Source organism: Kitasatospora sp. cg17-2 (assembly GCF_054031055.1).
The window spans coordinates 1,868,299-1,881,042 of the sequence record NZ_CM132923.1; the positions used below are offsets into that span (position 1 = coordinate 1,868,299).

The following is a 12,744-nucleotide window of genomic DNA, read 5'->3' on the forward strand; positions in this document are numbered from 1 at the left end:
CCAACTCGCCCACCTGAGTGGCAGGATGCACGGGGGTGTGGTCCTGGTGCGGGCCGGGTGCGATGTCAGGGGGCAAGATGATCACCGGGCTGGTTGTGGAGGCCGGCGGGTTCGAGCTGGTCGTCGGCGGGGAGGGGCTCGGTCCGCGCAGGTTGCTGCAGGACTCTGACGTCGCCTGGTTGACCGCAGTCGCGGGCCGGTACGTGGACGCGGTGCGCGGCGGCTCCCGGCGGGAGGTGCTGCTCGCGCTGGGGCGGGAGTTGTACGGGTGGCTGGACGGGGACCGCCGCTGGTTGACGCGGTTGCTGGAGGAGGCTCCGTCGCCGGTGCTGTTCGAGGTCCGGGCACCCAAGCGGCCGTCGGCCGCGGAGTGGGCCCTGCTGCGGGCCCCCTTCGAGCTGCTGGCCGCGCCCGGGGGCGGGTTCCTCGTCGAGGAGCCCGAGCAGTTCGCGGTGGTGCGGCGGCTCGGCCGCCCGGGCCCGGCGGATCCCCTGGACGACCGGCGGTTGGGGGTCGCGTTCATGGCCTCGGCCCCCCAGGGGCAGCACGAGCTCGACTACGAGGCGGAGGAGTTGGCGGTCCTCGGGGCCGTCGGGGAGACGGGCCTGGACCTGGTGGTCGAGGACTCGGGCAACCCCGAACGCCTCGGGATGCGGCTGTCGGAACTGGGCGGCATGCCCGTGGTCCACCTGTCGTGCCACGGGCTGCACAACTGGCGCGAGCGCCCCGGGGATCGCCCCACGCCGGTCCTGCTGCTGGAGGACGATCTGGGGCAGGGGCGCCCGACCAGCGCGAAGGAGCTGGTGGGCCTGCTGACGCCCCCACCCCGGCTGGCGTTCGTGTCGGCCTGCCTGACGGCCACCGGCGCGGATGTGGCCGGGCACCTTCCCGCGGGCGCCGGGCGCCGCGGCGCCACGGGCACCGGTGCGGGGGCGGCGGTGGCGCACTCGCTGGCCACGGAGCTGGTGGCCGCCGGGATCCCCGCGGTGATCGGCTGGGACGGCTCGGTCAGCGACCGGGCCGCCACCCTGTTCGCCGAGCACCTGTACGCCCGGCTCGGCCGCCGCGTCACCGTGGCGGAGGCGGTGGCCGCCGCCCGCCGCGAACTGCTGGAGTCCCCCGACGAGCACGTGCGCGCCGACTGGCACCTGGCACGGCTGTGGCTGGGGCCCGCGGGCGGCGGCCCACTGGTCGCGGGAACCGTCAAGCGCCGGATGGCGCCCGCACACCACGCGACCACGACGTTCCTGGGCAGCAAGCACGACGTACCGGTCGCGGCAGCGGGGATGTTCGTCGGCCGACGCCCGGAACTCCAGCAGGCACTGCGGGCCCTGCGCGGCCGGCAGCACGGGGGCGTGCTGCTCCACGGGCAGGGCAGGCTGGGCAAATCGAGCCTGGCCGCCCGGATCGCCGACCGCCTCCCCGACCGGGCCGTCGCGGTCGTGTTCGGCGACTACACCCGGGCGGCGATCCTCGACGCCGTCGCCACAGCCGTCGAACCGATCCCCGACGCCCGCGACCTGCTCAGGGACAGACGCGCCGACGTCCGCGAGCACCCGGACCGCTTCAGAGCGCTCCTGGTCGACCTGCTGACCGGACCGTGCGCCCAGACGCAGGGAACCCGCAAGCCTCTCCTACTGATCATCGACGACCTCGAACAGATCCTGACCTCCAACACCGACGGCCCGCACCAGGTCGATGCCGCACACGCCGACGTGCTCGCCGACGTCATCTCCGCTTTCGACCCTGCCACCACCGACAGCCGGCTCCTGCTCACCAGCCGCTACACCTTCACCCTCGACGGCCTGGAGAACCGCCTGGAACAGGTCCAGCTCCAACCGCTCTCCCCAGCCGCCCAACACAAGCTCCGCCGCCGCCAGCAGGACCTCGCCACCACCGAGAACCGCCTCCCGGACACCGAAGCGGCCCGACGGACCGACCTGGCCCGACGCGCCACGGAAGTCAGCCGCGGCAACCCCGGACTGCAGGACCTCATCGTGCTGCGCCTGGTCTACGGCGCACAGGTCGACCCGGCCCGCGCCGAGGCCGCCATCACCGCGATGGAGGCCTACCTGAGCCAGGGCGACCCCGCCGACGACCCCGACCTGTCCGCGTTCCTGGAGAACCTGGCCCTGGACACCCTCCTCCAGCAGGCCGGCCCCGCCCACCACGCCCTGCTGCGGGCCTGCGCCCTGTTCACCCTCCCCGTCCCCCAACCCGTCGTCGACACCCTCGCCGAAGCAGTCGGCGGATCAGCGACCCGCCTGCGCGGTCTCGGCCTCCTGGACGCCTTCGCGGACGACTACCACCGGCCTACGACCGCCGTGGCCGTCAACGCCCTGGCCGCCGGACACCTGACCCCCCTCAGCCCCGACGAACGCAACACCCTGGCCGCCCTCGCCGTCGAACCCCTCCACACCCGATGGGGCGGCCCCGCACCCCGCACCCCCCGCAGCACCGACCTGGACCTCCAGCTGACCCGCCTCGCCCTGGACGCCGACCACCCCGCCGTCACCGCCGACTGCGCCGCCGCGGCCGTGTACGCCCTGCACCGGGGCCCGGCCTCCGCCGCCGCCGAACTCGGCGACCACGCCATCGCCCTCCTCGACCGCCACCACCACCCGGTTCCCCCGACCCTGCTCCGTGCCGTTGCTGAAGCGGCTATCACCAGGGGCGAGGGCGAGCGTGCCGATGCCCTCCTGGACCGCGCCGTCGAGCAGATCCAGACCAGCCGGCAGCACACCGACCCGACAGACCATGCGGCAGTCCTCTACGACCACGCCAGCCGCCTGATCACCCGCGGTGAAACCGGACAGGCCGAGACCCTGCTCCACCAGGCCCAGCAACTGCTCACCGAACTCGGCGACACCGGCTCCGCCGCGGTTGCCTGGGGGAAGATCGCGGACATCCTGCAACAGCGCGGGGAAGTCGAGGAGGCCATGCGGATCCGCCGCGAGGTTCAACTGCCGGCCTTCGAGCGGATCGGCGACACCCGCGAAGCCGCGATCGCCTGGGGGAAGATCGCGGACATCCTGCAACAGCGCGGGGAAGTCGACGAAGCCCTGCAGATCCACCGCGAGGTCCAACTGCCGGCCTTCGAGCGGATCGGCGACACCCGCTCCACCGCGATCACCTGGGGGAAGATCGCGCACATCCTGCAGGCGCGCGGTCAGCTCGACGAAGCCCTGCAGATTTACCGCGAGGTTCAACTGCCGGCCTTCGAGCGGATCGGCGACACCCGCTCCACCGCGATCGCCCGGGGGCAGATCGCGGACATCCTGCAGGCGCGCGGTCAGCTCGACGAAGCCCTGCAGATTTACCGCGAGGTTCAACTGCCGGCCTTCGAGCGGATCGGCGACACCCGCGAAGCCGCGATCGCCTGGGGGAAGATCGCGCACATCCTGCAACAGCGCGGGGAAGTCGACGAAGCCCTGCAGATCCACCGCGAGGTCCAACTGCCGGCCTTCGAGCGGATCGGCGACACCCGCGAAGCCGCGATCGCCTGGGGGAAGATCGCGCACATCCTGCAGGCGCGCGGTCAGCTCGACGAAGCCCTGCAGATCCACCGCGAGGTCCAACTGCCGGCCTTCGAAGGAATGGGTGACACCCGCTCCGCCGCGATCGCCCGGGGGCAGATCGCGGACATCCTGCAACAGCGCGGGGAAGTCGACGAAGCCCTGCAGATCCACCGCGAGGTCCAACTGCCGGCCTTCGAGCGGATCGGCGACACCCGCTCCACCGCGATCACCTGGGGGAAGATCGCGCACATCCTGCAGGCGCGCGGTCAGCTCGACGAAGCCCTGCAGATCCACCGCGAGGTCCAACTGCCGGCCTTCGAGCGGATCGGTGACACCCGCTCCACCGCGATCACCTGGGGGCAGATCGCGCACATCCTGCAGGCGCGCGGTCAGCTCGACGAAGCCGTTGAGCTGCAGCTGAAGCGCTTGAATGTCTTTAAACGGCTCGGTGAGATCGACGGCATCGCAGCAGCGACCTGGGACCTTGCCCAAATCGACCTGGAGCGTGGGGACCGCCACGCAGCGGTGCCGAGGCTGGTCACCTCATTCCAGCATTTCCTAGAACTGCAACGGCCGGACGGTATCGCGATCGTCGGGATCGTTCTGGGGCAGGTGGTGCTGGCCGAAGGTGCACGCGCTCAGGCCCGACAAGTGCTCCAGGCGTGCCGGGCTGCCGCCACTGTGATCGGCGCAGCAGACATCGTGTCCCGGGCCGAGCAGCTCATGGAAACCATCAGCGACGAAGACGAGGAATCATGATCATCGAGATTGTCGGCCCTGGAGCCGAAGCCGCCCGGGAGAACATTGCGGCGGTCGCCGCCGACTGGGGACACCCCGCCGAGACCACTCCGTCGACCGCAACGGTGACCGGCCCGGACACCAAAGGCGTCGACCCCGTGGCGGTGACATCACTGCTCCTGTCCGTGCCCTCCGCCGTGCTCGCGGTCGCAGACATCGCCGATCGGATCCGCAAGCGGCGCCGCGCAGGCGAACTCATCGAACGAGCCCGACAGCTCTCCACCGAGCAGACGACGGCACGGCTCGTCCACGAGGACGGCTCCGTCGACCTCGCCACCCTCACTCCCGACCAGCTCCTGGACCTCGTCGCCGACGAACCCCCGACGGACTGAACTCCGGGAACCGACGCCCCGGGCCGGTCGGCCCCGCCGCCGTACCCGCCGCCAGACAGAGGGGGCGGATCGGACGGTCGAACACTGAGGCATGCCGAAAAGGCGCACTGCGCGCGTACGCCTGGCGTGCACCGGCCGCTTCCCGCGATGGGCCCGATCGGGTGATCGTGGCGGCCGTCCGGCACGAAGGCAGGGCCTCTTGGCAGCTCAGTGGGTGTCTGTACCAACGAGCTTTCCAGGGGGCTCTGTTGTCGTACTTCCACGGCATCGCGGGGGCGGCGTCCACTGCGGCCACTCTCGCGTGCGACTGCCTGGCTCACAGGTTCGGGAACGCCGGCGACCACGCGGTCCGCGAGCGCCGCTACCCGTCCGACATGGCGGACGCCGAGTAGGGGGTGGCCAGGCCTCTGCTTCCGGTATCGGGCTGGCTGCGCGCGGCCGGGGCGGCCAGCCTGCGGCGTACTGCCGTCGGGCGATTCTTGATGCGATCCGCTGTCCCGTCGACAACGGCACGAAGTGGAACGCGATCCCGATCGATTTCCCGCCGTGGGAACGCGTCTACGCGTTCTTCCGCCGCCGGCGCGACCACGGCCTGGTCAAGGAGTTCCACGACCGACTCCGCCGCCAGGTTCGCGCACAGGCCGGGCGGGATCCGGAGCCGAGCGCGGGCGTGATCGACTCGCCGTCGGTCAAGGCCGACGCCGTTGTCGGCGCCGACAGCCGTGGCTTCGACGGCGGCAAGCCCATCAACGGCGGCGCGCCGGGGCCCGCGCCGAGGGGGCGCGGGCCGCGGCGGACCGCAAGCGGCACGTCGTGGTCGACACGCTCGGACCGCTGCTCGCGGTGATGGTCACGGCCGCAGATGTCGGCGACCGTGCCGCCACCCTGCTCGGCCGGGTCGCCGCCACACACCGCCGGCTGACCCTGGTCCGGGCAGATGGCGGCTACAACGGCAGCCTCGGCGAGCACAGCCTCGCCGTTCTCACCGTGATGCCGGCCGTCGTCAAGCGCAGCGACGACACCTTCGAAGGCACCGCGACGGCGGAGCAGAGGTGGGACCAAGCGCTGAAGCACGGCTGCCGTGAGGATGGAGTGGGAAGTCGACGGGGCCGACTTCCCACTCTCCACCACGCAGCCCGACCTGTTGACCTATGTCCGGGACGAACGGGAGGACGCGATGCCTGCCGGGGGCCAGTGAGGCGATTACTGAGAGTGGCCCGGTCCCCCTGGGCAGCTCGTCGGAGCGGCTGCCCCTCGTCCAGTTCCTGCGGCGGTACTGCCGCCCGTACGCGTCTCACACCCGCTGGACGGCCGCGCGGGCCCGCGGGTTTTCCCCAGGGCGCGATCCCAGTCACCATGGAGAGCCCGGACTGGGGAGTGGTGGCCCGGACTGATTCCGACACACACACCGCCTCCCGTCCCACGCGAAGCGCAGGAGTCAGAGACCGGAACTCCCGAGGCCCCCTGTCGAGGTGGGACATGTTCAACAGCGTACGTACCGTGATGACCTTCGCCGCAGACCCCGAGGCGTCGGCCCGGTGGTGGGGCGAGCTCCTGGACGTCCCCGTGAAGACGGACGTCAGCGACACCGGGGCGGTCTACGCCTGGGTGGAGATCGGTGGAGTCGAGGTCGGTTTCCATCCGGTGGACGACGAGCGAAACCCCCGGGGCGGCAGCCCGGTCGTGTACTGGGGCGTGGACGACGTCGACCGGGTCCGGGACCGGCTGCTGGCGGCCGGCTGCGAACACCACCGGGGCCCGCTGACCGTCGAGCCCGGACGCAGGATCGCCCAGCTGCGCGACCCGTTCGGCACCGTCGTCGGCATCGAGGGCCCGTAGAACGCGCCGAAGGCCCGACACGAAGTCAGTCGGCCGGATCGCGTTGACCTGCGTGGACTGGATCGAGCGAGACGACTGCGGGTCGCCCCGGCGTCCGTCAGGCCGTCGGGTCGTGGTGAGCACAGTGCCGGCTTCGAGTCCCACAAATGCAGTTCAGGAAGAATGAGAACCTTTCATCCTGAATTCGCAGGTGGGATGGGGTGGCCTGGGGTCGGTCAGGTCCGAGGCGCGGCCGGGTTCGGCCGCCGAGATCCACAGCAGGTTCCCGCGCTCGTCGGTGACGGCCAGGAACAGCAGCCCGTGGGCCTTGTGCTTCCCGGAGTAGTTGCGCCGACTCTGTCTACCGATGCGGCGTCTGGTGCGCACCCGAGCTCGCCGAGCTCCCGACGGCCGCCGGCCCGGCCGGCACCTGCCCAGCAGCTCGGCACCGCGCAGACGGTCGGTGATGCCCGCATCGGTGATGCCCGCATCCGCAAAGGTGCTGAGTCCGTAGCCGGCCCTATTCGGCGTCCTGTGCTTCGATCAGGTCGAGGTCGCGGACGCAGAAGCCGTGGTGTTCGAAGGTCTCGTTGAGCACCGTGGCGAGGCACTGCCGCACCAAGCGGCCCCGGGCGTACGGCGGCCAGACATCGTCGTCGGGCACCGGCGCTCGCTCTGCGAGCTGCACGGCGGTGACCTCGTCGAGCCAGGCCTCGATCTCGGCGGCCTGCGCGTCACGCACGCTCACGATCTCGTCGAGGGTCGGATCGAGCGAGAGGTCAAGCCCGTGCGCTCCACGGTAGGGCTCGACGGTCGTCCCGATGCCCATCGGTGTGAACAGCTCCGTCGAGCCCAGGCAGCAGCGGCGGAACCACGAGTCGTGGACGAAGACCAGGTGGCGCATCGTCTGCACCGCCGACCACTCGTCGTTCACGCTGCGGCGCTCGATGCCGGGCCTGCGGCGGATTCGCTCGATCGTGGCGGCCCAGCCGGCATGGAGCTGACGCGATGCCTCGCGCAGATCGTCAGGGTCCTCGGAGCGGATCAGCACCCGCACCGGATGACGCCGGTCGAGCTCTGCCTTGACGTACTCGCCGACCTCGACACCGTTGACCACGAGGTTGGCGACGAGCCCGTCGATCACGGCATCCTGCATGACGACGCCGATCAGGCGTGCCCCGCTCAGATCGCACTCGCGGAACTCCACACCGTGCAGATCCTCGTCCACATATCGCGTCATGCCCCGCATACTAGATCCGAGCACCGACAAGCCGGCCTCCCCGCAACTGCTCAACTTCGCTGTCGACGAAATCCCACCCGCCCAAAAGCCAGACCCGCACCGGGGCTTGCTCCGGTGCGCGGACGTCTTCGGTGCTCGCCGCATCATCGGTTGCTGCGGCCTCGCGGGCCAGGACAGCCCCAATCTCGTCTGTTCCGGCTGCGGCATCGAAGTCGCAACGAAGGAACGGGATTGCTGGACCGACAATCTGGTCTCCTTGATCGCCACCGCGGTGAGTGAAGACCGCCTGTCCGAGTAGGCCATCGCGCTGCCGACCTGATCCCCCCGTGGGCCACAGACACGGCAACCCCGGAGTCAGAACGGCAGCGGACTTCCCCCGCCGCGCGCCGACCACGGGTGCTGGGGGTCCGGAGTGGGAAGTCGACGGAGCCGACTTCCCACTCCCCCGAGGTCCGAACCGACCTGCTGACCTCCGGTCGGCTCCGTTGCGGCGGGTCACCGGGACCCGCCGCAACGCACTGGACGGAGGTACCAACACCGGCGGCCACAGGCACGCCGACCGGAGGATCGACGGGTCCGACTTCCCGCCCCGGGTACGGGCGGACAAGCCCGACTGTCCGACCGCCTGCGCTACCGACCGACCATCACCACCGGCGACGTCGCTCCGGCCTCGCGCCGACGAGCGAATCGGCGGCGCTGCGGCGGCGGTAGCAGTGCACGGTCAGGATGCCGTGCAGCGGTCCCCAGGCGGCCAGCGGCACGATGCATCAATTCAGTTCGCGGATCTCCCGAGTGGCATCACCGAGGCGTCGGCCGAGATTCCCGACCCTGTCCTGCCAGTGGCTCAGCAGTGACTACGACCGATGCCCTCAACACCCGCTCAGTCGTAGTACATGTCCAGTCGGCCCAAGGAACCTACGCCGGCGCTTCGAAGCGACTCCGTCGGGGCCAGCGTTCGCTCTCCCTCCCTCCAGAGGAGTTGCCAGTTCTTCGAGGCAACGAAAGGCAAGCCCGGAGTGGCTACAAGCTTGGCGATGATGACATGCACCTCAACGTCGAGCGGCAAGTCGATGTCCCATGCATCGGTCGCGCCCCTCACCCCCAGGATGAAGGCGCCCATCTCAAGGCTTTTCGCACCCACCTTGGGCTGCGGTCGCTCCAGAGCAGACTGGTCACCGTTCCGGGCGGGAGCGCGGGTCTGCGGCAAAGGATGCTCGACGTCACGGACGGCGATCCACAGGAGGCGAGCCTCATCGACGTCACCACCCAGAGCCTCGACCACGAGCTCCAACGGACCCCACTTCGGACACGTTCGGCATCTCAGTACGAGACTGACAGTCGTGTGACTGATGGCCGACCCGGTGCTCTTCGCGAGGGCCCGGGTGCTCGGCTCGCCGCGGTGACGATGGAGCGTCTGCAGGTAGGCGCGCAACACAGCGACTGGCGCTCCGGGATCCGCATCGGCAGGCGTCAAGTCACCACTCATGGGGCCGATTTTGCCAATGTTGTAAGAATCTGTAAAGCAAGGGAGCCCTTCGGCAGGTCCCGTAAGGGATCGTCTCGGGCCGGACGGTTTCGCCGCGTGGCGTCAACGGTTTGCCGCACGGAGCCATGCTGGATTCACGAACGCTCCGTCAAGCCCGTGACGTTCGCCGATCCGCTGAAAGGAATCCCGCATGTCCGCAGATGCGCATGCCCGAAAGTCCCCGCCCGAGCCGTCCGCAGAGCACCCGGGCCCCGGAACGACCGTCCTCCTCGTCCTTGCCGGACTCGCCCTCGGCACCCTGACGATCCTCGCCGTCATCACTCGCCAGCCGATCAGCCACATCGCCGGGGCGGTGGGGGGCGTGCTGGCGGCAGTCCGCATGTTCTGCAGCGCCGGACGGAGGAATTAGCCCCGGGCTTTCATGAGGCAAGCCGTCCGACGGGTGACCAGAAATGCACAAAGAGCCCCTGGCCAGCGAGAACGAGGACTCTCCAGGTCCCTGTTCCCGCCCCGGCCGGAGGCACTTTCCACGGGCAGGAGCAGCGGGTCGCACCCGCGTGCCCACGTCGAGGCGGTGGCTGCGGGGTGATCCCGCAGTCCGGTGCAATGCTGCTGGACGTCGTGCTCGCACTGGGTCTTGGCGGGGACTGCACGGCCGATAACGCGGTGCTGCGGGCCGAGCTCAGCGTGTTCGGGCCAGCGGCCTCCTACGGGACCGTCTTCCGCCTTGCCGACGCCCTCACCTCGGCCGGACCCCGTGCATCCGACGCGATCCGCAAGAACGGGCTGAAATCCTGGAGCTGCTGCGCCAGTTGGCTGGCGAGGCGGCTCCGGAACTCAAAGCCGACACTTCGCTGTCAATTTCCGTCCGGCCCGCCGCGCTGCTCCAGCTGCGACGGCGGGACCCACCGGGCTCGCCGCCAAGCTCGCCACCGAGCGCGGGCGACGCCTGGCGCCGATCCGGCCTGCGGACTTCCGGGCAAGTCCCGTCGAATGCCGGTCGAACTCCGTTGCGGCGGACCACCGATGGCCCGCCGCAACGAACCGACCGGGGAATCCAGGCGTGCTCGGCCGGCGCCCCGCAACCGGGGCCCGGAGAGCGGTGCGGTGGATCGCCGAGTTCCGTGGGCCTATTCGGCGGGGGTGCCGTGGAGGAGGAGGGGGAGGTGGGCACCGCGGGTGAGGGCGTCGAGGGCGTGGGTGGTGCGGCGGTGGTGGTCGGGGTGCATGGTGTCGGCGAGTTGGGCGCGGTGGAGCCAGTGGACGGCGGTGACGGTGTGCGGGGGTCGGTGGCGGGCGACGGTGGATTCCTGGGCGGGGGTGAGGCGTCCGCCCCAGTGGACGAGGTGGAGGGCTTCGGGGAGGAGTCGGGTGGGGGTGTGGTCGGTGGCGAGGATCGTGAGGAGGGGGAGGACGAGGCCGGTCTGGGTGTCGGTGTGGCGGCGGGCGGCGTGGTGGGGGAGTTCGTCGGCCTCGGCGGGTCCGCCGGGCAGGACGAGGCCGGTGGTGCGGGTGGTGCCGATGGCGAGGAGGGCGCCGTCGCGGTTGAGGATGAGGGCGTGGTGGTGGTGGCGTCGGCGGGGCGGGGTGGTGAGGAGGGTGGGGAGGTGGTGCAGCACGTGGGGCTCCTGGGTCGGTCAGTTCTCGGGGTTCTTGGGGGTGAGCCAGGTGAGGCAGGCGGGGAGTCCGGCGGAGATGCCGGTGGCGAGGATCAGTCCGAAGATGAGGAGTTGGGGTCCGAGGGGTCCGTCGTGGATGGGCCAGCAGACGAGGGCTGCGGCGAGGGCGCTGAGGGTGGGGACGACGAGGGCGGCGACGACGAGCCGGAGGGAGCGGTTCACGCCACGTCGGAGATGCGGGGCCGGCTGGGGTGCTGGACGGTGAGGAAGCGGGGGGTGGGGAGGGCCTGGATGCGGTTGGGCTTGGTGGTCCACTCGCAGCCGCCGGCCTCGTGGCGGAGGTAGACGAGCCCGGCGAGGGTGTCCATGTAGACGGCTTCGAGGGGCTTGCCGGAGGTGTCGAGGTGCGCGAGGTCACGGACGACCTCGCCGACGGCAGGGGTGTAGATGGACATGCGGGGGCTACTGGGCATGGGGGCTCCAAGGGGATAGCTCTGTGCGCCCGTGGCGCTACGGCTTGTATTCAGGGTGGCCCAGATTCCCCTACGATTGCTAGATCCTCAACTTCCCAGCTGCCGCAGAGGAATAGGAGGCAACTCCTTGAATCGCAAGAAGCTTGACCCTCAGTCATCGCCCCGAGCCGCCTTCGGCCTGCGTCTACGCACGTCACGCGAGGCGATAGGACTGACGCAAGGTCAACTTGGCTACCTGATCGGCTACTCGGACACGCACATCTCGGCAGTGGAAACGGCTCTCAAATCCCCCACGCTTGAGTTCGCACGAAAGTGCGACGAGGCGTTGGGCCTGGAGGGCACATTGGAGACGATGTGGTGGGGTCTCAAGGCAACAGCCCTACTGGATGGTTTCCCCGAGCATGCCGCGCAGGAGTCACGAGCTACGCGGATCCGAGTCTTTGAGGCGAATATCATCCCGGGCCTGCTGCAGACGATCCCGTACGCAGCAGCGTTGGCCTCAGCTGCCGTCCGACGTGGTCGCATCACTAAGATTCAGGCCGATGAGCGGTTGAAGTTCCTCTCCAACCGGCAGCGGCTCCTCGCCAGATCGGAGGCGCCTCTCTTTCATGCCGTGTTGGACGAGAGCTGCATCCGCCGCCCCATAGGTGGCCCGGACGTGATGAAAGAGCAGCTCGCGCATCTTGAGGATGTGTCAGCGAGCTCGAGGATCATCATTCAGGTCTCCCCCTTCGACCTGGGCGAGGAAGCACCCTTCCGAGTCTCGATGACCTTGCTGTCGTTCGCGGACCGAACGGTAGTTGGCTACTCGGAGTCGCTTGAGCGTGGATACGTCGTGCGCACACCTGGCACTGTTGCTGCCTGGGAGGAGGACTACCATCGGTTGCAGGTGGAAGCCCTGTCCAAGCGTGCTTCCCAAGCGATGATCCGCAAGGCACGAGAGGACCTCACTCTATGACGCCACGATTCGACGACCTGTCTCGTGCTTCTTGGTTCAAGTCGACACACAGCGACAACGGAGGAACGTGCGTCGAGGTGACGGCGGACTTTCCCGGCGTCGTACCAGTGCGCGACTCCAAGGACCCGGCCGGCCCCTCCCTCCTCTTCCCCTCCGACGCCTGGCGCTCCTTCGTCGCCGGCGTGCAGGCGGGCGAGTTCGGCACGGTCTGACCTGAACCGACTCCTGGGCCCCGACCGGACTCCCGGTCGGGGCCCACGTGTCGAGCCTGGGAGTCCGGCTCCACGGACACGGCAACGGAGCACCTTTGCGGCACACCGACCGCGGATGCTGTGATCCGGAGTGGGAAGTCGACGGGGCCGACTTCCCACTCTCCCAAGGACGGCACCGACTTGTGGCACCGCGCAAGGGCCCGGCGGGGTTGGGCCCTTCGGCGGGGGTGCCGCGGAGGAGGTGGGGAGGCAGGGAGGGGGGAGGTGGGCGCCTCGGGTTAGGTCCTGTC

At 69.9% G+C, this 12,744-nt stretch carries 14 protein-coding genes and 1 pseudogene; 9 read left to right on the top strand and 6 right to left on the bottom strand.

Features of this window, described 5'->3' with window-relative positions:
* The first annotated feature begins 77 nt into the window (after positions 1–77).
* From ACW14Y_RS07450 to ACW14Y_RS07470, 5 genes and pseudogenes are all read left to right on the top strand, one after another.
* Positions 78–4,277: a tetratricopeptide repeat protein gene (locus ACW14Y_RS07450; RefSeq protein WP_456986289.1), complete on the top strand. Its 4,200-nt coding sequence runs from the start codon at positions 78–80 to the stop codon at positions 4,275–4,277.
* Positions 4,274–4,648, top strand: coding sequence for a hypothetical protein (locus ACW14Y_RS07455; protein ID WP_456986290.1), 375 nt, complete (start codon positions 4,274–4,276; stop codon positions 4,646–4,648). The genes ACW14Y_RS07450 and ACW14Y_RS07455 overlap by 4 nt, the downstream gene beginning before the upstream one ends.
* 91 nt (positions 4,649–4,739) lie before the next feature.
* Complete coding sequence (locus ACW14Y_RS07460) at positions 4,740–5,495, top strand: transposase (RefSeq protein ID WP_456986291.1); 756 nt, start codon at positions 4,740–4,742, stop codon at positions 5,493–5,495.
* Positions 5,438–5,587 (top strand): annotated as a pseudogene (locus tag ACW14Y_RS07465) (IS5 family transposase); the annotation flags it as partial. The gene ACW14Y_RS07460 and the pseudogene ACW14Y_RS07465, both read left to right, overlap by 58 nt.
* A 540-nt stretch (positions 5,588–6,127) precedes the next feature.
* Positions 6,128–6,487: a VOC family protein gene (locus ACW14Y_RS07470; protein WP_456988099.1), complete on the top strand. Its 360-nt coding sequence runs from the start codon at positions 6,128–6,130 to the stop codon at positions 6,485–6,487.
* Positions 6,488–6,640: 153 nt separating this feature from the next.
* Here ACW14Y_RS07470 and ACW14Y_RS07475 read toward each other — a convergent pair whose 3' ends face one another.
* On the bottom strand, positions 6,641–6,853 hold the full coding sequence (locus ACW14Y_RS07475; protein ID WP_456986292.1) for a transposase family protein: 213 nt from the start codon (positions 6,851–6,853) through the stop codon (positions 6,641–6,643).
* Positions 6,854–6,986: 133 nt separating this feature from the next.
* Positions 6,987–7,706 carry a DinB family protein gene (locus tag ACW14Y_RS07480; protein ID WP_380308840.1) on the bottom strand — a complete coding sequence of 240 codons (720 nt, stop codon included), beginning with the start codon at positions 7,704–7,706 and terminating at the stop codon, positions 6,987–6,989.
* On the opposite strand from ACW14Y_RS07480, the gene ACW14Y_RS07485 reads away from it, so the two are divergent.
* A complete protein-coding gene (locus ACW14Y_RS07485) occupies positions 7,705–8,004 on the top strand; it encodes a hypothetical protein (protein ID WP_456986293.1) in 300 nt (99 codons plus the stop codon). The genes ACW14Y_RS07480 and ACW14Y_RS07485 overlap by 2 nt on opposite strands.
* Before the next feature lie 582 nt (positions 8,005–8,586).
* Here the strand turns inward: ACW14Y_RS07485 and ACW14Y_RS07490 are convergent.
* Positions 8,587–9,192, bottom strand: coding sequence for a hypothetical protein (locus ACW14Y_RS07490; RefSeq protein WP_456986294.1), 606 nt, complete (start codon positions 9,190–9,192; stop codon positions 8,587–8,589).
* Positions 9,193–9,382: 190 nt separating this feature from the next.
* Here ACW14Y_RS07490 and ACW14Y_RS07495 point away from each other — a divergent pair, with 190 nt between their 5' ends.
* Positions 9,383–9,601 carry a hypothetical protein gene (locus tag ACW14Y_RS07495; protein ID WP_456986295.1) on the top strand — a complete coding sequence of 73 codons (219 nt, stop codon included), beginning with the start codon at positions 9,383–9,385 and terminating at the stop codon, positions 9,599–9,601.
* Positions 9,602–10,322: 721 nt separating this feature from the next.
* On the opposite strand, the gene ACW14Y_RS07500 is transcribed toward ACW14Y_RS07495, so the two are convergent.
* The 3 genes from ACW14Y_RS07500 to ACW14Y_RS07510 are packed head-to-tail and all read right to left on the bottom strand — an operon-like array spanning position 10,323 to position 11,284.
* Positions 10,323–10,811, bottom strand: a complete 489-nt coding sequence (locus ACW14Y_RS07500; protein ID WP_456986296.1) for an NUDIX domain-containing protein — start codon at positions 10,809–10,811, stop codon at positions 10,323–10,325.
* 18 nt (positions 10,812–10,829) lie between these two features.
* Positions 10,830–11,033: a hypothetical protein gene (locus ACW14Y_RS07505; RefSeq protein WP_380437396.1), complete on the bottom strand. Its 204-nt coding sequence runs from the start codon at positions 11,031–11,033 to the stop codon at positions 10,830–10,832.
* The gene (locus ACW14Y_RS07510) at positions 11,030–11,284 is read right to left on the bottom strand and encodes a hypothetical protein (RefSeq protein ID WP_380441687.1); all 255 of its coding nucleotides are present in this window, start codon (positions 11,282–11,284) and stop codon (positions 11,030–11,032) included. Before ACW14Y_RS07510 ends, ACW14Y_RS07505 begins: the two co-directional genes overlap by 4 nt.
* A 127-nt stretch (positions 11,285–11,411) precedes the next feature.
* Here ACW14Y_RS07510 and ACW14Y_RS07515 point away from each other — a divergent pair, with 127 nt between their 5' ends.
* Positions 11,412–12,242, top strand: coding sequence for a helix-turn-helix domain-containing protein (locus ACW14Y_RS07515; RefSeq protein WP_380390841.1), 831 nt, complete (start codon positions 11,412–11,414; stop codon positions 12,240–12,242).
* Positions 12,239–12,454, top strand: coding sequence for a DUF397 domain-containing protein (locus ACW14Y_RS07520; protein WP_380441685.1), 216 nt, complete (start codon positions 12,239–12,241; stop codon positions 12,452–12,454). Before ACW14Y_RS07515 ends, ACW14Y_RS07520 begins: the two co-directional genes overlap by 4 nt.
* Positions 12,455–12,744: the final 290 nt, after the last annotated feature.